The organism is Mesorhizobium sp. M0898 (assembly GCF_040319695.1).
Taxonomy (GTDB): Bacteria; Pseudomonadota; Alphaproteobacteria; order Rhizobiales; family Rhizobiaceae; genus Mesorhizobium.
In genome coordinates this window covers 32127-55941 of record NZ_JAMYOE010000006.1, presented here as the reverse complement: position 1 = coordinate 55941, position 23815 = coordinate 32127, and the positions used below count along the sequence as shown (strand labels likewise).

The window sequence follows — 23815 nt, the reverse complement described above, 5'->3', positions numbered from 1 at the left end:
CGCTCAGGCGGCGCGGGCCTCGCGCATCGAACTTTCCAGAATGTCGAGCGCCTCGTTCATGACGCCATCCTGGATGGTGATCGGCGCGAGGAAGCGGATGACGTTGCCGTAGACGCCGCAGGTCAGCAGGATCAGGCCCTTGTCGAGCGCCTTCAGCCGGACCGCATTGGCGAGTTCCGGAGACGGCAGGCCCTTCGCCACATCGTTGAACTCGACCGCGTTCATGAAGCCGGGGCCTCTGATATCGACGATCTCCGGGGCTTCGTCGCGGATCGCTTGCAGGCGCTGCTTCAGACGGTTGCCCAGCGTGTTGGCCCGGTCGCAGAGCTTCTCCTCGTCGATGACGTCGAGCACGGCATGCGCCGCGGCGACGCCGATCGGGCTGCCGCCATAGGTGCCGCCGAGTCCGCCGGGGTTCGGGGCATCCATGACCTCGGCCCGCCCGGTGACCGCCGCCAAGGGGAAGCCGCCGGCTAGGCTCTTGGCCATGGTGGTGATGTCGGCCGCCACCTCGTGGTGGTCCATGGCGAACATCTTGCCGGTGCGGGCAAAGCCGGTCTGCACCTCGTCGGCGATCAGCAGCATGCCATGCTGATCGCAGATCTTGCGCAATGCGGTCATGAAATCGCGCGGCGCCTCGTAGAAGCCGCCCTCGCCCTGCACCGGCTCGACGATGATGGCGGCAACGCGGGCCGGATCGACGTCGGCCTTGAACAGCCGGTCGAGCGCAGCCAGCGAATCGGCGACCGACACGCCGTGCAGCGCAACCGGGAACGGCGCATGGAAGACATCCGCCGGCATGGCGCCGAAGCCGACCTTGTAGGGCACGACCTTGCCGGTCAGTGCCATGCCCATGAAGGTGCGGCCGTGAAAGCCGCCGGAAAAAGCGATGACCGCCGGCCGGCCGGTGGCGTTACGGGCAATCTTGATAGCGTTTTCGACCGCCTCGGCGCCGGTCGTGACAAAAATCGTCTTCTTGTCGAACTTGCCGGGCAGCATGCCGTTCAGCCGTTCGGCCAGCCGGATATAGCTCTCATAGGGCACGACCTGGTAGCAGGTATGGGTGAAGCGGTCGAGCTGCGCCTTGACCGCTTCGATCACCCTGGGGTGACGGTGGCCGGTGTTGACGACGGCGATGCCGGACGAGAAGTCGATGTAGCGGCGGCCTTCCACATCCCAGATCTCCGAGTTTTCGGCGCGATCGGCATAGATCTGAGTGGTCATGCCGACGCCGCGCGAAATCGACTGGCTCTTGCGTTCGGAAATGGCTGAATTTGTCATCGTATCCCTCACCGGGCCGGCGCCCGCTCTCGTTTGATGGCTGTTGAGACTCTTCTGGGCTTATTTCAGGTTTTCCTCAAGTTGGCACTGGCGGCGGGCGATTGGGCCTGCGGTCCGGCGGGCGACCTGACACAAAGTTGCCAAGTCCCGTTCCTTCGCGCCCCCCTCTGTCCTGCCGGACATCTCCCCCACAAGGAGGGAGATTGGCAGCTTCGTCGGCAGCGTTCCTTCTATAACGTTGGCGATTGGCGAAATCAGTGGTGACGGCCAATCTCCCCACCCGTGGGGGAGATGGCCGGCAGGCCAGAGGGGGCGCGAAAGAACACGACGCGGGGAATTGAAAGCAAGCCTACTCACGCCGTCCGCACAAATCCCTCGCTGGCCCTCAGCAAATTGCGCGTATAATCCTTGGTGACACGGCGTTCGACAAGATCGTCCGCGGTCAGATTCTCCATCGCCTCGCCGTTCTGCATCACCATCAGCCGTTCGCACATGTGGGTGATGATGGCTAGGTCGTGGCTGACCATCAGGAAGGTCAGCTTGCGGCGGCGCCTGATCTCTTCCAGCAGGTTCAGCACCTCCGCCTGCACCGAAGCGTCGAGCGCCGAGGTCGGCTCGTCGAGCAGCAGGATCGACGGTTCCAGAATCAGGGCGCGGGCGATCGCCACGCGCTGGCGCTGACCGCCGGACAATTGATGCGAATAGCGAAAACGGAACCCGGTGCCGAGGCCGACCTCGTCGAGTGCCCGCTGGATGCGCTTTTCGCCGTCGGCGAAGCCGTGAATGGCGAGCGGCTCCTGCAGCAGGCGGTCGACGGTCTGGCGCGGGTGCAGCGAACCGTACGGGTCCTGGAAGACCATCTGCACCTCGCGGTAAAACGCCTTGTCGCGACGCGCGCCGAGCGTTTTGCCGTTGACCGCGATGGTGCCTGATGCGGCCGGCGCCAGGCCGGCGATTGCCCTGAGCAACGTCGACTTGCCGGAGCCGGACTCGCCGACCAGGCCGAAGGATTCACCGGATTCGACCTCGAGGCTGACGCCTTTCAACGCGCGGAAGCGGTCGAAGACCACCTCCAGCCTGTCGACGGAAAGGGCTGCCGTCATGCTGCCCACTCCGGCTTGCGGTCGAGCACCGGCAGCGGGTGACGGTCGGCGCCGATCTTGGGCATGCAGTTGAGCAGGCCGCGCGTATAGGGATGCTGGGCGCGGCCGAGCTCCGAGGCTTTGAGCTGTTCGACCACCTTGCCGGCATACATGACGATGACACGATCACAGAAGGACGAGACCAGGCGCAGATCGTGCGAGATGAAGATCAGCCCCATGCCGCGCTCGCTGACCAGCCGGTCGAGGATGCCGAGCACGTCGAGCTGGACAGTGACGTCGAGTGCCGAGGTCGGCTCGTCGGCGATCATCATTTCTGGCCCGGCGATCAGCATCATGGCGATCATGGCGCGCTGGCCCATGCCGCCGGAAACCTCGTGCGGATGCAGGTCGAAGACACGGGCCGGATCGCGGATCTGCACAGCCTCCAGCATGGCCAGCGCGCGGTCGCGGGCTTCGGCCTTGGAGACCTTCTCATGCGTGCGCAGCGTCTCGACGATCTGGCGGCCGATGCTCATCACCGGGTCGAGCGAATATTTCGGATCCTGCAGGATCATGGCGATACGCTTGCCGCGCAGCGCGCGGCGCTCGCGCGGCGAGGCGGCCAGCAGGTCGATGCCGTCAAAAGCGAGCGTCTTCGCGGTCACCTCGGCCTGCGGCGGGGTGACGCCCATGATGGCGCGGCCGGTCTGCGACTTGCCCGAACCGCTCTCACCGACGATGCCGAGCCGCTCGCGGCCGAGCGAGAAGGAAACGCCGCGCACCGCCTCGATCAGGCCGGTGCGCGTCGGGAAGGTAACGCGCAGGTCGTCGACTTCGAGAAGCGTGCTCATTGGTCGCCACTCATTGGTCACCGCTTCGGGGATCGAGCGCGTCGCGCAGTCCGTCGCCGAGCAGGTTGAAGCCGAGGCTGACGATGAGGATGGCAAAGCCCGGAGCACCCGCCACCCACCACTGGTCGAGCACGAAGCGGCGGCCCGACGCGATCATCGCGCCCCATTCGGGCAGCGGCGGCTGCGCGCCGAGGCCGAGGAAGCCGAGGCCGGCCGCGGTCAGGATGATGCCGGCCATGTCGAGCGTCACCCTGATGATCAGCGAGGAGATGCAGAGCGGCATGATGTGGCGAAGCACGATGCGAAACGGCGAGGCGCCCATCAATTGCACCGCCTTGATGTAATCGGAATTGCGCACCGTCAGCGTTTCGGCGCGGGCAATGCGGGCATAGGGCGGCCACGAGGTGATGGCGATGGCAAGCACGGCATTTTCGATGCCGGGGCCGAGCGCGGCGACAAAGGCCAGCGCCAGGATCAGCTTCGGAAAGGCGAGAAAGATGTCGGTGATGCGCATCAGGATCGCATCGGTCCAGCCGCCGGCGTAACCGGCGACGGTGCCGACCAGCAAGCCGATGGGCGCGGCGATGATGGCAACCAGAATGACGACGTACAGTGTCCAGCGCGAGCCGAAGATGATGCGCGAATAGATATCGCGGCCGAGATCGTCGGTGCCGAACCAGTGCGCCGCACTCGGCGCCAGGAGCCGCGAGCCCTTGAGGTCGCCGAATGTCGGTGAATAGGGCGCCAGCACATCGGCGAATGCCGCGACCACCAGCAGGGCGACGATGATGAGCAGGCCGGCAAACGCCAGCCGGTTGGCGGAAAAGCGCCGCCACGCCACATAGGCGCGGCCGAGCCTCGCCTGGACGCGCGACGCCGGCCGCTCGCTGAGCAGCCAGTCGCGGCGGGTTTGAATCGCTTCCGTGCTCATCCTGTCTTGGTCCTCATCCTGCCTTGGTCCTTGGGTCGAGCAGCCGGTAGAGCAGGTCGGAGAAGAGATTGATGGCGATGAAGACCGAGCCGATGATGATCGTGCCGCCAAGCACGGCATTCATGTCGGCGTTCTGCAGCGAGTTGGTGATGTAGAGGCCGATGCCCGGCCACGAAAACACTGTCTCGGTCAGCACCGAGCCTTCGAGCAGCCCGGCATAGGACAGAGCGATCACCGTGACCATCGGCACCGCGGCGTTGCGCAGCGCGTGACCCCAGATGATGCGCGTTTCCGACAGGCCCTTGGCGCGCGCTGCGACGATATATTCCTGGGTGAGTTCGTTCAGCATGAACGAGCGCGTCATGCGGCTGATGTAGGCGAGCGAGAAATAGCCGAGTAGCGAGGCCGGCAGGATGATGTGGCGGAAGGCATCGGCAAATACGTCCCACTGCCGCTGCCAGAGCGCATCCAGCAGGTAAAAGCCGGTAATCGGCGTGAAGGTGTATTCGTAGACGACGTCGAGCCGGCCGGGAAAGGCGACCCATTGCAGCTTGGCGTAGAACAGCACCAGCGCCAGCAGCCCCAGCCAGAAGATCGGCACGGAATAACCGACAAGGCCGATGATGCGCACGATCTGGTCGATGACGCTGCCGCGCCGCACGGCGGCCAGCACGCCAAGCGGCACGCCGATCACCGAACCGATCAATGTTCCTAACGTCGCCAGTTCGAGCGTCGCCGGAAAGGCGCGGCGGATATCGGTCATCACCGGATTGGTGGTCAGCACCGAGGTGCCGAAATCACCGTTCAGGGCATGTTTGACATAGATGTAGAACTGCTCGACCAGCGGCAGGTCGAGGCCCATCTCGCGGCGCGTTCGCTCGACGACGTTGGCCGGCGCCCGGTCGCCGAGCACCGCCAGCACCGGGTCGATCGGGATCACGCGGCCGATGAAGAAGGTCACCGCGAGCAGACCGAGATAGGTCGTTATCGCGATGACCAGGAACCGGGCGATCGATGAGGCCACGGCAACGGCGCGGGCGCCACCGCGCCCTGCCGTCACTTCGCTTTCAACTACGCTCATACGGCGCGTCCGCCGGCGTCACTCCCCGGCATCACTCTTTCGAGACGGGGCCGACGAAGTTGGTGTCGAAGCTCGGGCCGAGCGCAAAGCCCTTGAGGTTCTTGCGCAGGCCGGCCACTTCCAGCTGCTGGTGGATGATGACGAAGGGGCTGGTATCGAGAATCTTCTTCTCGAGATCCTGGTACATTGCGGCGCGCTTGGCCGCGTCCTTCTCGAGCAGGGCGGCTTCGGTCTGCTTGGTCAAGTCCGGAATGTCCCAGGCGTTGCGCCAGGCCAGCGTCTTGGTCTTGCCTTCATCCGAATTGTCGGGGTTGCTGGCGAAGGTCTGGGCGTTGGAGTTCGGATCGAAATAATCCTGGCCCCACTGGCCGATATAGATGTCGTGGTTGCGGGCGCGGTATTTGGTCAGTGTCTGCTTGCCGTCGCCGGGGATGATCTCCAGCTTGATGCCGGCCTGTCCCAGCGTCTGCTGGATCGATTCCGCCATGCCCGTCGTCGGCTGCCCGGTACGCACGTCCATGGTGACGCTGAAGCCGTCGGCGAGGCCGGCCTTGGCGAGCAGTTCCTTGGCCTTGGCGACGTCGAGCTTGAACGGATTCTCGTCCAGCTCGCCAAGCACGCCTTTCGGCAGGAAGGTCTGATGGATCTCGCCGATGCCCTTGAGGATGGTCGAGCTCAACGCGTCGTAGTCGACCAGATATTTGAAGGCCTGGCGAACCTCGGGCTTGGCGAGGTTGGCGTTCTTCTGGTTGAGGCTGATGTAATAGACCGTGCCCTTCGGCGCGCTGGTGGTGGTGAGGTCGGCATTCTTGGCGATCGCATCGAGGTCGTTCGGTTCGAGATTGCGGGCAACGTCGATGTCGCCGGCCTCCAGCGCCAGGCGCTGGCCAGAGCTTTCCTTCATGTTGCGATAGATGACGCGGGCAAGCTTGGCCTTCTCGCCGTAGTAATTGTCGTTGCGCTCCAGCACGACGGCCTCGTTGGCGCGCCATTCGCGCAGTTTGAAGGCACCGGAGCCGGCATAGCCGGTCTTTAGCCAGGCATTGCCGAAATCATTGTCCCATTTGTAGTCGGCGCTCGGCGTGACCGCCGCGACATGCTCCTTGACCAGCTTGGCGTCGACGACCGAGGCGACCGTCGCCGACAGGCAGTTCAGCACGAAGCTCGGCGCATAGGCCTTGTCGACCGTGAACTGGAACGTGGTGTCATCAACGGCCTTGGCCTTCTCGGTGACGTTGCCGCCATCGATACCGAACTGGCCGATAATAAAGGCCGGGCTCTTGTCGAGCTTGATGGCGCGCTCGAACGAATAGGCGACGTCGGCCGCCGTGATCGGATTGCCGGAGGCGAACTTGAGGCCGGGCTTGAGCTTGAACGTGTAGGTCAGGCCGTCGTCGGAGACGCTCCAGCTTTCGGCGAGATCGCCTTTGACCTTGGATGTGTCGCTGAGGTCGAGGCGTACCAGAAGATCATAGGTGTTGCCGGTGACCTCTGCGGTCGACAATTCGAATGCTTCGCCCGGATCCATGGTGATGATGTCGTCGATGGCGAAACCCTCGACCAGCGTGTCGGCGGGCGTGACCGCGAAGGCAGGCGCACCGGCCAGAAGCAGCGCGGACATAGCCGCGCCCGCGAGCAAGAAGCGGGAGCGTAGAGCAAACTTTTCCATCATCATTTTAACTGTTCCCTGTTTTTGTTGACCTGAGTTCCCGGCTCAGGGTTGTGGCATTTCTTGCCGCGTCGAACGGTGATCCCCGGACCGTTGTCTTGGCAATTTTTTGTGCGGTTCCGGTTCACCATATCCGGCGGTTTCGAGCGCGGCAACGAGCATTTGCAGAACGGTCGATTGGGCCAGACCGGCGGTGCGAAAATCCGGCTATTTCAGCGCGGTAACCAGGTCGGCGTCGGGAAAGCAGGTAGCGGAACGGCCGTTGCTGGCCTGCCATTTGCCGATCGAGCGGCGCGTCTTGAAGCCAGGCAGGCCGTCGGCGCTGCCGACATCGTAGCCCTTAGCTTCCAGCGCCCGCTGCAGGGCGGCGATGTCGGAGCGGTAGAGCCCGCCGACCGCGCCCCAATTGCCCGAGAAATTGCTGTCGCCATGGGCGATGCGATCGGCGCCATGGCCGATGAACAGGGCATAGAGATCGCTGGTGTTATACTGCTTCAGCACATAGAAATTGGGGGTGACGATGAAGGCCGGGCCGCTACGCCCGGCCGGCATCAAAAGAAAGCCCTCGGCTTTCAGTTCGCTCGCCGGGAACGGTTTACCCGACACACGCCTGATGCCCATATCAGCCCATTGGGAAATCTTCTTGCCCTGGTCCGGACCTTCGAGCGAGCACGGGACGCTGTCCGGCACAGTCACCTCGAAGCCCCAGCCGCGGCCCCTGACCCAGCCATAATGGACGAGATAATTGGCGATCGATGCCAGTATATCGGGCGTCGAATTCCAGATGTCGGTGCGGCCGTCGCCGTCGAAATCGACGGCATGCTTGAGGAACGATGTCGGCATGAACTGCGGCTGGCCAAGCGCGCCTGCCCAAGACGATTTCATCACGCCGACCGGGGCAAGCCCGCGCTCGACGATCTCGAGCGCAGCCAAGAGCTCGGTGCGGAAGAATTCCTTCTTGGTCGACATGAACGCCTTGGTGCCCAGCACCTCGAAGGCGTCATAAGGCATCTTCGCCGCACCGAAGCCGCTCTCGCGGCCCCAGATCGCCAGCAGCACTTCGCCAGGCACGCCGTAGCGTTTCTCGATCGCGGCAAGCGTCCTGGCGTTGGTCGCCTCGCGGGTGCGGCCGCCGGCGGTCACCGCTCGGACTATCTTTTCAGCGAAATAGGCGCCCGGCGAACCGAATTCGGCCTGATGCTGCTTCTGCGGCGTCGTCGCCTTCTCGCCCGGCTTCACCAGGTCGGGCAGCTTCAGGTTCGGCTTGACGCCTTCGAAGGCGGCATCGAAGGTTTTCCTGGAGATGCCTTTGGCATTGGCTTCGGGCCAGAGGTCGTTGCTGAGCCAGGCGCGGAACTGGTCGTCGATCTTTGCGGCGGAGGCGGGGGTGGCGAGGAGGAAGGCGAGAAAAAACGCGACGGCCAGCCTGCGAAGTCGGCGTCCTGTCGCGCCCCCCTCTGTCCTGCCGGACATCTCCCCCTCTAGGGGGGAGATTGGCTGTCGCGTCTGTGTTCGCCAATCTTCAACGTCGCAAGCTTGGCGGGGATGTCGAGGCTGCCGATCTCCCCCCTTGAGGGGGAGATGTCCGGCAGGACAGAGGGGGGCGCGACGGAACGCAATCATCTCGGAAGCACTCTCCCCGCAACTCGCCTCAAAACACTGTCCGCGACTTCAGTGCTGCGGCCAGCGTACCTTCGTCGAGATAATCGAGTTCGCCGCCGACCGGAACACCGTGCGCCAGGCGCGTCACCTTGATGTCGAAGCCGGAAAGCTGGTCGGTGAGGTAGTGCGCGGTGGTCTGGCCCTCGACAGTGGCGTTGACGGCGAGGATCACTTCCTTGACTTCGCCACCGGCGACGCGATCGACCAGCGAACGGATGTTTAGCTCATCAGGACCAATGCCGTCGAGCGGCGACAGCGTACCGCCGAGCACATGGTAACGCACGTTCATGGCTGTCGCCCGCTCCAGCGCCCAAAGGTCGGCCACGTCCTCGACGACGATGAGCGTAGTGGGGTCGCGGCGGGGGTCGGTGCAGATCATGCATGGATCCGAGGTATCGACATTGCCGCAGGTCGAGCAGATGCGCACCTTGTCGACCGCCTCGCCCATGGCGGCGGCGAGCGGCGCCAGCAGCTGTTCCTTCTTCTTGATGAGGTGGAGCGCGGCACGGCGTGCCGAACGCGGACCGAGCCCCGGCACCTTGGCCAGCAGCTGGATCAGGCGTTCGATCTCGGGACCGGCGATTCGCTTCGACATCGCACCGGTTTAGGATTTTTCCGCGCGCTTTGGAACAGTTGAGCGGCCAGGGGCTCCGCTCTTCCCTTCTCCCCTTGTGGGAGAAGGTGGATTGGCGCGCAGCGCCAAGACGGTTGAGGGGTGTTGGCCGGAGCGCCGTCGATGCCAAGCTGGAGCACCCCTCATCCGACCTCGCTCCGCGAGGCCACCTTCTCCCACAAGGGGAGAAGGGAAGGCCGACGTCGCGGCCAGTGCTGCCGCCTCAGTTTTCTTCCAGTGGCCGGGTCTGGCCGGCGATCATCGCGCCGATGGCGTCGGTGTTCTCGGGCGTCGCCTCGAACGACATTGTCGGCTCTGCCGGCGCGGCCTGGAAGGAGGTGACAGGCCGCTCGCTCGCGGTTCCGCCAAAACGGGCCGCATCCGGCTCCTGCATTGGTTCCTGCAGCGCCACAAGCATCGGCTTCTCCGCCGTCGCCTTCTCCGGGGTCGCCATTCCGGCGGTCACCCTTGTCTGCTTTGCCGGCAGCGATGCGGCGGCGGTAACATAGGTTGCCTTGGCAAATGTCGGCTTGACCTCGCGAGCCGGCTCCGCCGAGGCGACAAGTATGGCCTGAGCGGCAGGCGCTTGCGGCTTGGCCTGGGCCATGGCGACCACCGGTTCGTCCGGCAGCGGCTGCCAGTTGCGGCCGCGCTTTTCATAGAAGGCATTGCCGCCGGCGACCATGGTGTAATGCATGTTCTTGTAGGGGAAGCGCAGGCCGGCGGTGTGGAAATACATGGTGTTCTTCAGCTTGGCTTTGCGCTCGCCCTTGAGCACCGCCTCGGCGGCTTCCTCGACGTCGGGCATCGCCTTCGAATTCATCGGCCGTGTCATGACGCCCGGCGCGAACTGCCCGCGCTCGCCGACGACCTGGCAGATGGTGTTGCCGTGATTGCCGGACCGCAGCCGGTTCATCACCACGGTGCCGACCGCAATCATGCCGTCACGGCTGGAGCGGTTGGACTCGAAGAACATCGCCCGCTCCAGGCATTCCTTCTCCTTCGGCGTGGAATTGTAGGAGCGCGAGCTCAGGAAACTCGGCGTAATGGCATCGGTCAGGCTGGACATGCCGTGCGAGGCGGTCTGACTGCAAGCGGCCAAAAACAGCGGCGAGATAACGACGCCGAGCCGCAACGGCGTCTTCCATCGGGTAGAGATCAACAGGTGTCCCCTCAATTCTGCTGCCAGCCCGCCCCTGGTTGCGGCAAGAATGAGACACTTTCAGGCAAAAAGATGGCTAAAGCGTTATTAAGTGTGGGGAGTTGCCCAATAGACACAGTTGGCGGTAGAGCGAGCACTGGGCCGCTGCACTCTTCGGCCACTGTAACGGCATACCGATTGACTAGCGCGTCGCGTTCGACCGGCCTCATGCGACGCGCTTTAGGTTCTTGTTTTGATGCATGTCGTTATCGCAAAACCGCTGCACACTTTTGCGCGACATGCACTAGCCTTAGAACGGCAGTTTCATTCCCGGCGGGATCGGTAGGCCCGCGGTCAGCGCCCTGGTCTTCTCCTGCATGATCTGCTCGACCTTGGTCCTGGCGTCGTTGTGGGCAGCGAGAAGCAGGTCCTCGAGAATCTCGACCTCGTCTTCCTTGAACAGCGCCGGGTCGATCTTCAGCGACTTCATCTCGAATTTGCCGGTCAGCGTCACGCTGACCAGGCCGCCGCCGGCCTGCCCGGTGGCTTCCAGCGTGGCGATCTCATCCTGCATGGCCTGGAACTTGGCCTGCATTTCCTTTGCCTTGCCCATCATGCCGAGAAGGTCTTTCATCGCACTGTCCTTTGCAGCTGGTCCAGGTTGTTCAGGTTTCGTCGTCGTCGGCCGGCGGCTCGACCGGCACTTCGGCCTCGTCGGCTTCCGGCGCATCGGGAATGCGCACGTCGATGATCTTGGCACCGGGAAAGCGCGCCAGGATGGCGGCGACCGTCGGGTCGCTCTTGGCATCGAGGAAGGCGTTTTCGCGCTTTGTCGATTCCATCTCGGCCAAGGTCTGGCCGCCCTCGTCCTTCGACAGCGACACCAGCCAGTTGCGGCCGGTCCAGGCGCGCAGCTTGGCGGTCAAATCATTGAGCAACATCTTCGGCGCATCGTCGGTCAGGCTGACGTCGATACGACCGGGCTCGATGCGCACCAGGCGCACGCAACGCTTCACCAGCACCTTGAAGGCCATGTCGCGCTGGGCGTCGGCAAGGGCGACAATGTCGGCCAGCGATTTCACCGGCACCGGCGGCGCCTCGACCGCCGGCTCCGGCGGAGCAACGAAGTTGGTCGGCACGGGCTCGGCCTCGACCAGGCGCATCGTCTCGACCAGGCGCATTGTCTGGGCGCCGCCATTGGACGTCGGCATCCGCGCCTGCGCCACGGCGCCGGCACCACCGCCTGCAGGCGCATGGTTTGCGGGGCCGGGGCTTGCCGGCGTGCCATTCGCGCGCGGCGCGGCACCCGGCAGGGAAACGCCGTTCTCCAGCGATTTCAGCGCCTCGTCCAGCGTCGGCAGGTCGGCGGCATGGGCCAGCCGGATCAGCACCATCTCGGCGGCGCTGACCGGGCGGTTGGAGGTCTGCACCTCGGGAATACCTTTCAAGAGGATCTGCCACGTCCGCGACAGCACCTTGACCGACAGCGTGCTGGCGAAATCGGCGCCGCGCCGGCGCTCGTCCTCGGACAGCGAGGCGTCGTCGATGGCAGCCGGCACGAAACGCAGACGGGTGACCAGATGGTTGAACTCGGCAAGGTCGGTCAGCACCGCGGCAGGATCGGCGCCGGTATCGTACTGGGCACGGAATTCGGCAAGTGCGGCGGCGACGTCTCCCTTCATGACATGTTCGAACAGGTCGACGATGCGGGCACGGTCGGCAAGGCCGAGCATGGCACGCACCGCTTCGGCGCTGACCGCGCCGCCGCCATGGGCGATCGCCTGGTCGAGGATCGACTGCGCATCGCGCATCGAGCCTTCGGCCGCGCGCGCGATCATCGCCAGCGCATCGTCTTCGACTTCGATGCCCTCCAGACCGGCTATCCTGGCAAGGTCGGCCTTGATCATTGCCGCATCGATGCGCCTGAGGTCGAAACGCTGGCAGCGCGACAGGACGGTGATCGGCACCTTGCGGATTTCGGTGGTGGCGAAGATGAACTTGACGTGCGGCGGCGGCTCTTCCAGCGTCTTCAGCAGGCCGTTGAAGGCCTGGTTGGAAAGCATGTGCACTTCGTCGATGATGTAGACCTTGTAGCGCGCCGACACCGGGGCGTAGCGCACACGCTCGATGATGTCCCTGATGTCGTCGATGCCGGTATGCGAGGCGGCGTCCATCTCGATGACGTCGACATGCCGGCCCTCCATGATCGCCTGGCAATGCTCGCCGAGCACGGCAAGGTCGACGGACGGCTGGTCGACTGTCGATGTTTTGTAGTTCAGGGCCCGCGCGAGTATGCGCGCGGTCGTCGTCTTGCCGACGCCACGCACGCCGGTCAGCATCCAGGCCTGGGCGATGCGGCCGGTGGCAAAGGCATTGGTCAACGTGCGGACCATCGGCTCCTGGCCGATCAGTTCGGAGAAATTCGACGGTCGGTATTTGCGCGCCAGCACGCGGTAGGCGGCAGGCTTGTCCAATTTCCCGGCCTCGTTTCCGGCTTCGCTCATTCGCCCGTTAAGCTCCAAGGGCTGCCACTGGAGGCGGCCGATTCCTGCGCATAGTTTCGCCCGCACGGCTTGGCGCCGTCAATGTCGGGGCAAAAGGCGAAGAGGCGGGAGGCTGGAACAATGACCCGTTCCGGGCTCGTTAGGGCTGCTTCCTTCCGGACCTGACCCGGTTGGCGAGTGGACCGTCCACCACCAACCTCCCAGCCTCCATATCGGCAATCCGGCGATGAAATGCAAGTGCGGATGATAGGGGCCTTGAGCGACGGCGAAAGCTGAAACCAAAAACCCGCCTTGGCGGGCGGGTCGTTGGTGCGAATAATCACCATAGCGAGATTACTAGCATAGCTGCCGGCACAAAGCAAGAACAAAATGTGGCCGCGATCAAAATCGTCGACCTCGGCGGGGCAGCGCCAACCTGATGCAATTTGCCCGGGCCCTCACTTCTTCGCGCACAATCAGCGCCGCGACGGCCAATGTTGCTTGCTGCCCCTTGCGGCCCCTGGGAAGCCGCTCTAGCGTCGATGGAGTTCAAAAAACGTCAAAAAGTGAGGGAAACGCCGATGCTGCCGGGCCTCAAGGCCGGATTCACGCTTGACGCCCAGCTGGAAGCCGACAGCGAACAGCTGATGTGGCTCGGCCTGTGCGAATTGCGCGTCATGAACGACCGCCGCTGGCCATGGCTGCTGCTGGTGCCGCAGCGGCCGGGCATCGAGGAAATCCACGACATGACGCCGCTGGACCAGGCGATGCTGACCTTCGAGACCAACATGGTGGCGCTGGCGCTGAAGCGGGTGACCGGCTGCACCAAGATCAACACCGGCGCACTCGGCAACATCGTGCGCCAGCTGCATGTACACGTCATTGCGCGCTCGGAAGGCGATCCCGGCTGGCCCGGCCCGGTGTGGGGGCACGGCCTGCGCGAGCCCTATCAGCGCTCCGACCTTCGCAAGTTTGCGGAAAAGATCAAGGCAGCGCTATAAGCCTCTCCCGTGTCCACCTTGAACCTTCCCGAGTCTGCATGAGCTTTCGCCTGTTTGACGCGCCCTTGCGCGAGCCGAGCCAGTTCGTCGGCTTCGCCGGCAACATTATCGACCGGCAGTCCGAAAACCGCGCCGACGATTCCGTCGAAAAGGCACTCGCCGATCCCTCGGCGCGGCTTTTGCTGATGCGTGGCGGCCGGCTCTATCTGAAGCTTGCGCAAGGCGCATTCGACCCCTGGTTCGGCGTGGCCGAATGCCGGCCGCTCGAAGCATCGCTCGAAAACGGCGTCCTGCTCGGTTTTTCCGAAAGCGGCCCGGTGCTGGCGGTGCCGGCCGGGGTCGAGCCCGAGCAGCTTCCCGAGACGATCAAGGCGATCGACTATCGCTCGGTCTATATGCAGGGGCTGATCGACGAAGCGGCCGCCGGCGCGCTGGCGCAAGGGGCGGCGCTGCTCGCCTGGCATGCCAGCCATCGCTTCTGCAGCAAATGCGGCACCGAAGCCGAGATGCGGGCGGGCGGTTACAAGCGGCATTGTCTGGCCTGCGGTACGGAGCACTTTCCGCGCACCGACCCGGTGGCGATCATGCTGACGGCAACACGCGAAAAATGCCTGCTCGGCCGCGGCCGGCATTTCGGGCCCGGCATGTATTCGGCGCTCGCCGGTTTCATCGAGCCGGGCGAGACGATCGAGGCGGCGGTGCGCCGCGAAACGCTGGAGGAAGCCGGCATCAGGCTCGGCCGCGTCGTCTACCACGCCAGCCAGCCCTGGCCGTTCCCCTATTCGCTGATGATCGGCTGCTTCGGCGAACCGCTCAATGACGATATCCAGCCCGACCTCAACGAGCTGGAAGATTGCCGCTGGTTCTTTCGCGACGAGGTGCTGTCGATGCTGGCCAGGGAACATCCGGGCGGCCTGGTGACGCCGCCGAAAGGCGCGATCGCCTATAACCTCATCCGCGCCTGGGCCGACAGCGCGTGAGACGAAGACATCGCAGGAGCAGAAAATGATCCGTCACACCGTCGTGTTCACGCTGAAACACCCGCCGCATTCGCTCGAGGAAAAACGGTTCCTCGCCGACGCCAAGAGGATTCTCACGGCGATAAAGGGCGTCACGCATTTCGAGCAGTTGCGGCAGGTCAGTCCCAAGAACGACTACCGCTTCGGCTTCTCGATGGAGTTTGCCGATCAGCGGGCCTATTCCGGCTATAACGACCATCCCGACCACGTCGCCTTCGTCCGCGACCGCTGGATCCCCGAGGTCGCGGCGTTTATGGAGATCGACTACGTGCCGCTCGGCTGGGGCTGAGACTGGAAAGCGGCGCTCTAATACCCGGCGTTGCGGTCTACCACATTTTCCAGCGGTTCGCCGCGCTCGAAGGCGTCCATCTGGCGCAGCATGATCGGCGCCAGGTGGACCGGATCGGAAGTTGCCGCCGCATGCGGCGTCACGAACACTTTCGGATGGCTCCATAGCGGGCTGGTCTTCGGCAACGGCTCGACCTCGAACACGTCGAGGCTGGCTTCCTTCAGCGTGCCGTCGTCCAGCGCGCGCAAAATGTCGGCGTCCTTCTGCAGCCTGCCGCGCCCGGCATTGATCAGCACCGAGCCGCCGAGGCCGTTGCGCTTGCGCAGCTCCTTCAGCACGCCGTGGTTGATGATACCGTGCGTCTGCGGCGTCAGCGGCAGCAGCACCACCAGGATATCGGTGGCGTTGAGGAACGGGATCAGGCCTGCCTCGCCCGCGTAAGTCGAGACACCTTGCATCGGCCGGTCGCTGCGCGACCAGCCATTGACGGGAAAGCCGAGCGACAACAACACCGATGCCGCCGCGCGGCCAAGCGTGCCGAGCCCCATAATGCCGACCGAGATGTCGCTGGCCGGCCGCTGCTGCGGTTCATGCCAGATCTTCTTCTGCTGCTGGGCGCGGTAGAGCATGCCCTGGCGATGGTGGTCGAGCACCCGCCAGACGACGTATTCGGTCATGTACTGGGTCAGGTTGTCGGCCACCACCTTGACGACCGGTACGTCGGGCAAGGTGGGATCGGCGAAGATGTGGTCGACGCCGGCGCCGATCGAGAAGATGGCGCGCAGATTGGGCAGCGACGACAACAGGTTCGGCCGCTGTTTCCACACCACAGCATAGGTAATCGAGGGATCGCCGGCGCCGTTCGGCTCGAGCACCACCTCGCGCTCCGCCGACAGCAGTTCGCGCCAGCGCAGCGGATGAATACCGGTGAGGGCAAGCAGGATGCGGCCTTTTTCCATTGCGGATTGTTTTTCCCTTTTTACCAACAGCGTTCGCGTCCCGACGCGCAAGGCGCGGCTGCGTTTTGATTTTGTGCATGATCTCTGGCGAAAATCTACTCGCTGACGATGCCGACCGGCGCCGTTTCGATCTTGAAGGCGGCCGAGATCAACGCCTTTGTATAGTCGGTCCGCGGTTTGCCGAAAATCTGTTCGGAAGGACCGGCCTCGACGATCCTGCCGTTGCGCATGACGATGACTTCGTTGGCGAGCGCGCGGATGACCCTCAGATCGTGGCTGATGAAGAGGTAGGCGAGGTCGTGCTTGGCCTGCAGGCTGCGCAAGAGGTCGACGACCTGCGCCTGCACGCTCATGTCGAGCGCCGAGGTCGGCTCGTCCAGCATGACGAAACGCGGGTTGAGCACCATGGCGCGCGCGATGGCGACGCGCTGGCGCTGGCCGCCGGAGAATTCGTGCGGATAGCGGTTGCGCGTCGCCGGATCGAGGCCGACTTCCTTCAGCACGTCGACGACACGCTCGTCGCGCGCATCAGGCGACAGCTTCGGCTCATGGATCTTCAACCCTTCCTCGATGATCTCGACGACCGACATGCGTGGACTGAGCGAACCGAACGGATCCTGGAAGACGATCTGCAACTCGCGCCGCAACGGCCGCATTTCGTTGAAGGACAGCTGATCGATGCCGCGTCCGTTGAACTGGATGGTCCCGGTCGACGAGATCATCCTGGCCAGTGCCAGGCCGAGCGTCGTCTTGCCTGAGCCGGATTCGCCGACGACGCCAAGCGTCTGACCGGCCCGCACGGTGACGTCGATGCCGTCGACCGCCTTCACATTGTCGACGGTGCGCCGGAAGAAGCCCTTCTTGATCGGAAACCAGACCTTGACGTCCTTGCCGACCATCACCGGCTTGGCGGCCTGGTTGGCCGCCGGCGGCTTGCCTTTCGGCTCGGCGGCAAGCAGATGCCGCGTGTAGGCGTGCTGCGGATTGGCGAATATCTCGTTGGTCGGGCCGGTCTCGACGATCTTGCCCTTGGTCATCACGCAGACCCGGTCGGCGATCTTCCTGACGATGCCGAGGTCGTGGGTGATGAACAGCATCGACATGTTCTTGCGGCTTTTCAGGCCGGCGAGCAGCTCGAGGATCTGCGCCTGGACGGTGACGTCGAGCGCCGTCGTCGGCTCGTCGGCGATCAAAAGTTCAGGCTCGTTGGCCAGCGACATGGCGATCATGACGCGCTGGCGCTGGCCGCCGGAAAGCTGGTGCGGATAGGCGTCAAGCCGCTTCTCCGGCTCGCGGATGCCGACCTCGTGCAGAAGTTCCAGCGTGCGCGCCTTGGCTTTGCGATCGCCCAGGCCCTGATGCAGCTTCAATACCTCGACGATCTGCTGCTCGATCGTATGCAGCGGGTTGAGCGAGGTCATCGGCTCCTGGAAGATCATGGTGATCTTGTTGCCGCGCACGCGGCGCAGGTCTCTCTCGTCGGCGGCAAGCAGGTCGGCGCCGAGGAACAGGATCTTTCCCGACGGGTGGCTGGCGGTCGGATAGGGCAGCAGCTTCAGAACCGACAGCGCGGTGACCGACTTGCCGGAGCCGGATTCGCCGACCAGCGCCACCGTCTCGCCCTTGGCAAGGTCGAAGGAAATATGGTCGACGGCCATCGACTGGTCGCCGGCTTGCGTGAAGGCGACGCTGAGATCCTGGACCGAAAGCAGCGGGGTGTCGCTCATCTGAACGTCTTGCGCGGATCGAAGGCGTCGCGCGTGGCCTCGCCGACGAAGACCAGCAGCGACAGCATCAGCGAGATGACGACGAAGCCGGAAATGCCGAGCCAAGGGGCGTTGAGGTTGCGCTGCGCCTGCTTCAACAGCTCACCCAGCGACGCGGCGCCGGGCGGCAGGCCGAAGCCGAGATAGTCGAGCGAGGTCAGCGTCGAGATCGAGCCGCTGAGCAGGAAGGGCAGGAAGGTCAGCGTCGCCACCATGGCGTTGGGCAGCAGATGCCGGAACATGATGGTGACGTTGGACACGCCGAGCGCGCGCGCCGCATTGACATATTCGAAGTTACGGGCGCGCAGGAACTCGGCCCGCACCACGCCAACCAGTGCCACCCAGGAGAACAGCAGCATCAATCCGAGCAGGATGAAGAAGCCAGGCGGCAGGATGGCGGCGACGATCAAGAGCAGGTACAGCACCGGGATGGCCGACCAGATCTCGATGAAACGCTGGAACAGGAGGTCGGTCCAGCCGCCGAAATAGCCCTGCAGAGCGCCGGCCGCCACGCCGATCAGCGCCGAGCCGGCAGTCAGGATCAGGCCAAACAGCACCGAGATCCTGAAGCCGTAGATGACGCGCGCCAGCACGTCGCGGGCCTGGTCATCGGTGCCCAGCCAGTTCCAGTTGCCGACGTTGCAATTGGGGTCTGCCTCGCCTTTCGGATACTGGTTGCAGCGCGTCTTCTTGTCGTAGAGCCAGGACGGCTTGGTCGGTGCTGCTTCGGGAATAGCGTTGTTGACGGTCTGGTAGGAGTAGCGCACCGGCGGCCAGACCATCCAGCCATTGGCGTTGATCTCGTCCTGGATCACCGGGTCGCGGTAGTCGGTGACCGCATAGAAGCCGCCGAACTTCTCCTCGGGATAGGCGACCAGGACCGGAAACAGGATCTCACCCTTGTAGGAGGCGATGATCGGCTTGTCGTTGGCGACCAATTCCGAAACCAGCGACAGCACGAACAGGAACAGGAAAATCCACAACGACCAGTAGCCGCGCCGGTTGCACTTGAAGTTCTGCAGGCGCCGCTGGTTGAGCGGCGACAGAAAGGGCCGCGCGATTCGAGGCGGCGCCGTTTCGGCTGTCACCTGCGCCATCAGACGTCTCTCCGCTCGAAGTCGATGCGCGGATCGACCCAGGTATAGATCAGATCGGACAGCAGCCCGACGAACAGGCCAAGCAGCGAGAAGATGTAGAGATTGGCGAAGACCACCGGATAGTCGCGCTGCACCACCGAGTTGAAACCAAGCAGGCCGAGGCCGTCGAGCGAAAAGATGTTCTCGATCAGCAGCGAGCCGGTGAAGAATGCCGAGATGAAGGCACCGGGAAAACCGGCGATGACGATCAGCATGGCGTTGCGGAAGACGTGGCCATAAAGCACCTGCCGCTCCGACAGGCCCTTGGCGCGGGCGGTGACCACATATTGCTTGCGGATTTCCTCGAGGAAGGAATTCTTGGTCAAAAGCGTCGTCGTGGCGAAGGCCGACAGCACCAGCGCGGTCAGCGGCAGGGTCATATGCCAGAAATAGTCGACGATCCGCTGCGGCCAAGACAGCTGGTCCCAATTGTCGGAGGTGATGCCGCGCAGCGGAAACCAGTCCCAGAACGAGCCGCCGGCAAACAGCACCATCAGCAAGATGCCGAACAGGAAGCCCGGAATCGCGTAGCCGACGATGACGACGCCGCTGGTCCAGACGTCGAAAGTGGAGCCGTCCTTGACCGCCTTGCGGATGCCGAGCGGGATCGAGATCAGGTAGGACAAAAGCGTGATCCACAGCCCGATCGAGATCGACACCGGCATCTTTTCCAGGATCAGGTCGAGCACCGATATGTCGCGGAAATAGCTGTCGCCGAAATCGAAGCGGAGATAGTTCCACAGCATCATGCCGAAGCGCTCGAGCGGCGGCTTGTCGAAGCCGAACTGCTTCTCCAGCTTCTTGATGAATTCCGGATCGAGCCCTTGCGCGCCGCGGTATTTCGAGCCGACGTCGCCGGCGACATCGACATTGGCGCCGCCGGCATCACCGCCGCCGCCGCCGAGGCGATCGCTGCCGCCCTGGTTGGTCAGCCTGGCGATGACCTGCTCGACCGGCCCGCCTGGAGCAAACTGGATGACGGCAAATGACACCGCCATGATGCCGAACAGGGTCGGGATCATCAAAAGGATGCGGCGCAGTATGTAGGCGCCCATCAGGCTCTCTGCCTCGCTTGTGCGAAAATCTCAGGCTTTGCCAATTTTTGCCGCCTTGTCTTTGTCGAACCACCACAGCGTCTCGACCGGAAAGTCGTAATCCGGCTTTTGAGCGGGAAAGCCGAACATGTCCCATAAGGCTGCCCGGTGATTCGCCAGATGATATGTTGGAATCCAGTCTAGCCGCGCGCGCAAGACCCGATCGAGCGCGTTGAGCGCTGTGACGAGTTCGATCCGGCTCTGCGCCTTGCCGGCTGCCTCGATCAGCGCGTCGATGGCTTTGCTTTCCGTGCCCGGATAGTTGCGCATCCCCGGCGTTTTCGCCATCCGGGAAGCATAGAGGATCTCCAAACCATCGGCGGTTGGCGTCGCTCCGATCGACCATGCGAGCATGTTGAAGTCGAAGTCGAAATTGCTCTGCCGCGCTTCAAACTGCGCCGAATCGACTTGGCGGACCGAAGCGTCGATGCCGATCGCCTTCATATTCTCGGACCACGGAAGGAAGATGCGAACGAGGCCATCGTCCTCGGCCAGCATTTCCACCCGCAGCCGGTCGCCCTTTTCATTGACGAGGAAATTGCCCGTTCGCTTCCAGCCGGCTTCGGCAAGCAGTCTCGAAGCCTCGCGCAGCAGCTTGCGGTCGTGGCCCGAACCGTCAGAGACGGGTTGCATCACCGGATCGCCGAAGGTCTCCGGCGGCAACTCGGCTCGAAACGGCTCCAGCAGTTTCAATTCCTGGGGTGAGGGTAGGCCCTTGGCCTTGTAATCCGACCGCTCGAAGTTCGATTGCGAACGCTCGTAGGAGTCGAAAAACAGAACCCGCCTGGTCCATTCGAAGTCGAAGCAATAGGCGATTGCCTGTCTCACGCGAATGTCGCGGAACTGCGGACGGCGCTGATTGAGTGCGACAGCCTGCATGGATGGCGTTTTCTCGCCGGGAAATTCGCGTTTGACGACCCTGCCATCCTTCAGCGCTGGAAAGTCGTAGCCGGTCGCCCATACCCGCGCGGTGAACTCCTCGCGAAAATGCGTATCCCCTTTCTTGAACCCTTCAAAGGCTGCCTGGCGATCAAGGTAGAAATCGATACGGATACGGTCGAAATTGTAGCTGCCGCGGTTCACGGCCAGATCGCGGCCCCAATAGTCGGCGACGCGTTCATATTCGATGGTCTGCCCGGCCACCACCCGCCCCACTCTGTACGGTCCGGAACTGAGCGGTGGGGTCATCGTCGAGGCGTCGAAATCATTGGCCGTGTAGAAAACTTTGGACACGATCGGCATTACGACGATGGCGAGGATATTCTGCGCGGACTGCTGGCCGTTGAAGGTAAGGCTGACTGTAAGCGGATCGATTGCGGCCGCATCCGTCATATGCCGCAGCGCTTGGGAAAGGTTCGGGTGTCCTCGGTCTTTGTAGAGGTTCAATGCGAAGACAACGTCCTCAGCCGTCAGCGGCGAGCCGTCATGAAAGCGCGCTTGTGGCCGCAGGCTGAAGCGGAAGCCGTTGCGGTCCTGCGACAAGGTAACGGATTCGGCAAGCAGGCCGTAGACCGCATCCGGCTCATCGACTGCCCTTGCCATCAGGGAATCGAAGCAGAGCTCGGTGCGCGGCGGCGAATCCCCTTTCAACACCAGCGAGTTCAGCGTGTTGAAAGTCAGGAAGCTCTGATTGAGGGTGGAGTTCGGCGGGGCGAAATTCATCCGGCCGCCCTTGGGAGCGTCCGGATTGACATAGTCGAAATGCGCGAAATCCGGAGGATATTTGAGATCGCCGAAGGCCGACAGGCCGTGCAGTTTCACGCCGGTCGGGATCGTGGCGAAAGCCCGGCCGGGCAGCAGCGCCGCGGCCGCGGCGGCACCGCCCAGGGCGAGGAAGTCGCGACGGGGCAGCACCGCCATCAATTGCCACTCTTGTATTTGGCCGCCAGCGCCTTTTCCTTGACCGGATCGATCCACCAGGAATTCTGGTCGACGCCGCTATAGGCGGGCTGCTTCTCCGGCATACCGAACTTGTTCCAGTAGGCGAGCCAGACCACGGCACGGTAATATTGCGGCACGACATAGTAGTTCCACAGCAGCACCCGGTCGAGCGCATGGGTGGCGGCAACCAGATCGTCGCGGTCGGTGGCAAAGATTATGCGGTCGACCAGCGCATCGACGACCGGATTCTTGATGCCGGCGTAATTGCGCGACGCGGGCGTATCGGCAGCCTTGGAGCTCCAGAAGTCGCGCTGTTCGTTGCCGGGAGAGTCCGACTGGCCAAGTTGCCCTATGATGACGTCGTAATCGAAATGCTTGACGCGGTTGATGTACTGGGTCTGGTCGCTCAGGCGCAGTGTGGCGTCGACGCCGATTTTGCGCAGATTGGCGATATACGGGCTGGCGATGACCTGGTCGGTGTCGTTCCAGCCGAGGATTTCGAATTTGAATGGTTCGCCAGTCTTGGCGTTGACCATCTTGCCGCCCTTGATCACCCAGCCCGCCTTGGCGAACAGATCGACCGCGGTCTTCAGATATTTGCGCTCCGCCTGCGGGGTGTCGTAGACCGGCAGCTTGAATTCCTGGGTGAAGACTTCAGGCGGCAGCTTGTCGCGGTACTGCTCGAGGATTTCCAGTTCCTTGCCTTGCGGCAGGCCGCTCGACGCCAGTTCAGTGCCCTGGAAATAGCTGCTGGTGCGGGTGTTGGAGCCGAAAAACAGGGTCCGGTTCATCGTCTCGAAGTCGAGCGGATACATCAGCGCGGCGCGTACCAGACGATCCCTAAACAGCGGGCGCCTGGTGTTGAGCATGAAGGCCTGCATCGGTTCGGGCGATGCGGTCTTGAATTCCTTCTTGATGACGTCGCCGGCCTTGACCGCCGGAAAATCATAGAATGTGTTCCAGCGCCTCGAACTATTTTCCTGCTTGATGTCTTCAAGGCCGCCCTTGGTAAAGGCCTGCCAGGCGGCATTGTCGTCGAGAAAGTAGCTGAAATGCTGCCTGTCGAAATTCTCGCGACCGATCTTTACCGGCAGTTTGGCGCCCCAGTAGTCGGGCACACGCTGCCAGACGATTTCCGAACCCGGCTTGAAGCTGGCGATCTTGTAGGCGGCCGACCCCAGCGGCGGCTCCAATGTCGATTTGGTGACGTCGCGTTTCTTGCCGTTAGCGTCGGTGCCTTCCCACCAGTGCTTGGGCAGCACAACGAGATCGCCGATGATCTTGGGCAGCTCCCGGTTGCCCCTATGGCTGAAGTGGAATTCGACCTCGCGGTCGGACACCGCGACGGCGTCGGTGACGTTTTCGAAATAGCGGCTGTACATCGGGCTGTTGGCCTTCAGCACCTGGAACGACCAGATCACGTCCTCGGTGGTGATCGGCTGCCCGTCATGCCATTTGGCCCGCGGGTCGAGCCGGTAGGTCGCCGAGGAATAGTCGGCCGGATATTTGTAGGCATCGGCGATCAGCGGGTGGCTGGTGCTGCCCTCGTCGGTCGCCTGCTCCATCAGCGTGTCGTAGAGCAGGCCGCCGCCGAAGGCCGCGAAGCCGGCGGCCGGCGAACCCTGCACGATGTAGGGATTGAAGCTGTCGAACGTGCCGAGCACCACCGAATTCAGCGTGCCACCCTTCGGCGCATCCGGATTGACGTAGTCGTAGTGCTGGAAATTGTCGCCGTATTTGGATTCGCCGATCAGCGACGAGGTCGTGCGCCATTCGTCCGCGAAGGCCGCCTGCAGGCCGCCGGCAAAAGCAGCCAGCATCAGCACTGATTTCAGAAGCGTCCGCGCTCGGCCAACCGTCATGCGTTCTCCTCTTC

At 63.4% G+C, this 23815-nt stretch carries 20 protein-coding genes and 1 other RNA gene; 3 read left to right on the top strand and 18 right to left on the bottom strand.

The features are described from left to right. Positions 1-3 precede the first annotated feature (3 nt). The 12 genes from NKH90_RS10065 to ffs all read right to left on the bottom strand — a co-directional run bounded on the left by NKH90_RS10065 (position 4) and on the right by ffs (position 13016). Positions 4-1281 carry a 4-aminobutyrate--2-oxoglutarate transaminase gene (locus tag NKH90_RS10065; RefSeq protein ID WP_352819214.1) on the bottom strand — a complete coding sequence of 426 codons (1278 nt, stop codon included), beginning with the start codon at positions 1279-1281 and terminating at the stop codon, positions 4-6. 353 nt (positions 1282-1634) lie between these two features. Next, entirely contained in the window at positions 1635-2384 is a 750-nt protein-coding gene (locus NKH90_RS10060; RefSeq protein ID WP_352542927.1) for an ABC transporter ATP-binding protein, read from the bottom strand. Beyond that, positions 2381-3214 carry an ABC transporter ATP-binding protein gene (locus tag NKH90_RS10055; protein WP_254816190.1) on the bottom strand — a complete coding sequence of 278 codons (834 nt, stop codon included), beginning with the start codon at positions 3212-3214 and terminating at the stop codon, positions 2381-2383. The genes NKH90_RS10060 and NKH90_RS10055 overlap by 4 nt, the downstream gene beginning before the upstream one ends. 10 nt (positions 3215-3224) lie before the next feature. Continuing rightward, positions 3225-4145 (bottom strand): nickel transporter permease, encoded by a 921-nt coding sequence (nikC, locus tag NKH90_RS10050; protein ID WP_352448584.1) that lies wholly within the window; start codon positions 4143-4145, stop codon positions 3225-3227. A 13-nt stretch (positions 4146-4158) separates the two neighbouring features. Beyond that, on the bottom strand, positions 4159-5226 hold the full coding sequence (locus NKH90_RS10045; RefSeq protein WP_352448583.1) for an ABC transporter permease: 1068 nt from the start codon (positions 5224-5226) through the stop codon (positions 4159-4161). Positions 5227-5257: 31 nt separating this feature from the next. Beyond that, on the bottom strand, positions 5258-6901 hold the full coding sequence (locus NKH90_RS10040; RefSeq protein ID WP_352770749.1) for an ABC transporter substrate-binding protein: 1644 nt from the start codon (positions 6899-6901) through the stop codon (positions 5258-5260). Positions 6902-7102: 201 nt separating this feature from the next. Next, positions 7103-8368 carry a lytic murein transglycosylase gene (locus NKH90_RS10035; RefSeq protein WP_352819213.1) on the bottom strand — a complete coding sequence of 422 codons (1266 nt, stop codon included), beginning with the start codon at positions 8366-8368 and terminating at the stop codon, positions 7103-7105. 178 nt (positions 8369-8546) lie between these two features. After that, positions 8547-9152 carry a recombination mediator RecR gene (gene recR / locus NKH90_RS10030; RefSeq protein ID WP_023676872.1) on the bottom strand — a complete coding sequence of 202 codons (606 nt, stop codon included), beginning with the start codon at positions 9150-9152 and terminating at the stop codon, positions 8547-8549. Between the two features lie 241 nt (positions 9153-9393). Next, positions 9394-10332: a cell wall hydrolase gene (locus NKH90_RS10025; RefSeq protein WP_352470045.1), complete on the bottom strand. Its 939-nt coding sequence runs from the start codon at positions 10330-10332 to the stop codon at positions 9394-9396. A gap of 289 nt (positions 10333-10621) precedes the next feature. Beyond that, positions 10622-10945: a YbaB/EbfC family nucleoid-associated protein gene (locus NKH90_RS10020; RefSeq protein ID WP_352470044.1), complete on the bottom strand. Its 324-nt coding sequence runs from the start codon at positions 10943-10945 to the stop codon at positions 10622-10624. Positions 10946-10976: 31 nt separating this feature from the next. Beyond that, positions 10977-12815 (bottom strand): DNA polymerase III subunit gamma/tau, encoded by a 1839-nt coding sequence (locus NKH90_RS10015; RefSeq protein WP_352470043.1) that lies wholly within the window; start codon positions 12813-12815, stop codon positions 10977-10979. Between the two features lie 104 nt (positions 12816-12919). Further along, positions 12920-13016, bottom strand: an RNA gene (gene ffs, locus NKH90_RS10010) — signal recognition particle sRNA small type. 359 nt (positions 13017-13375) lie between these two features. Between ffs and NKH90_RS10005 the strand changes: the two genes are divergently transcribed. Genes NKH90_RS10005 through NKH90_RS09995 form a run of 3 tightly spaced genes read left to right on the top strand, consistent with a single transcriptional unit; the run spans position 13376 to position 15103 of the window. Further along, complete coding sequence (locus tag NKH90_RS10005) at positions 13376-13795, top strand: HIT family protein (protein WP_023676868.1); 420 nt, start codon at positions 13376-13378, stop codon at positions 13793-13795. A gap of 38 nt (positions 13796-13833) precedes the next feature. Continuing rightward, positions 13834-14775, top strand: a complete 942-nt coding sequence (nudC, locus tag NKH90_RS10000) for an NAD(+) diphosphatase (protein ID WP_352470042.1) — start codon at positions 13834-13836, stop codon at positions 14773-14775. A gap of 25 nt (positions 14776-14800) precedes the next feature. Continuing rightward, positions 14801-15103 carry a Dabb family protein gene (locus tag NKH90_RS09995; protein WP_292662251.1) on the top strand — a complete coding sequence of 101 codons (303 nt, stop codon included), beginning with the start codon at positions 14801-14803 and terminating at the stop codon, positions 15101-15103. A 17-nt stretch (positions 15104-15120) separates the two neighbouring features. Here the strand turns inward: NKH90_RS09995 and NKH90_RS09990 are convergent, their stop codons facing one another. From NKH90_RS09990 to NKH90_RS09965, 6 genes are all read right to left on the bottom strand, one after another. Further along, positions 15121-16062 carry a 2-hydroxyacid dehydrogenase gene (locus tag NKH90_RS09990; protein WP_352470041.1) on the bottom strand — a complete coding sequence of 314 codons (942 nt, stop codon included), beginning with the start codon at positions 16060-16062 and terminating at the stop codon, positions 15121-15123. A gap of 95 nt (positions 16063-16157) precedes the next feature. Then, a complete protein-coding gene (locus NKH90_RS09985) occupies positions 16158-17789 on the bottom strand; it encodes an ABC transporter ATP-binding protein (protein WP_352819209.1) in 1632 nt (543 codons plus the stop codon). Then, positions 17786-18925, bottom strand: a complete 1140-nt coding sequence (locus NKH90_RS09980; protein WP_352819207.1) for an ABC transporter permease — start codon at positions 18923-18925, stop codon at positions 17786-17788. Before NKH90_RS09980 ends, NKH90_RS09985 begins: the two co-directional genes overlap by 4 nt. Next, complete coding sequence (locus tag NKH90_RS09975; protein ID WP_352448571.1) at positions 18925-20019, bottom strand: microcin C ABC transporter permease YejB; 1095 nt, start codon at positions 20017-20019, stop codon at positions 18925-18927. The genes NKH90_RS09980 and NKH90_RS09975 overlap by 1 nt, the downstream gene beginning before the upstream one ends. Before the next feature lie 30 nt (positions 20020-20049). After that, the gene (locus tag NKH90_RS09970; protein WP_352819205.1) at positions 20050-21918 is read right to left on the bottom strand and encodes an extracellular solute-binding protein; all 1869 of its coding nucleotides are present in this window, start codon (positions 21916-21918) and stop codon (positions 20050-20052) included. Next, positions 21918-23801, bottom strand: coding sequence for an extracellular solute-binding protein (locus NKH90_RS09965; RefSeq protein WP_352819203.1), 1884 nt, complete (start codon positions 23799-23801; stop codon positions 21918-21920). The genes NKH90_RS09970 and NKH90_RS09965 overlap by 1 nt, the downstream gene beginning before the upstream one ends. Positions 23802-23815 lie beyond the last annotated feature (14 nt).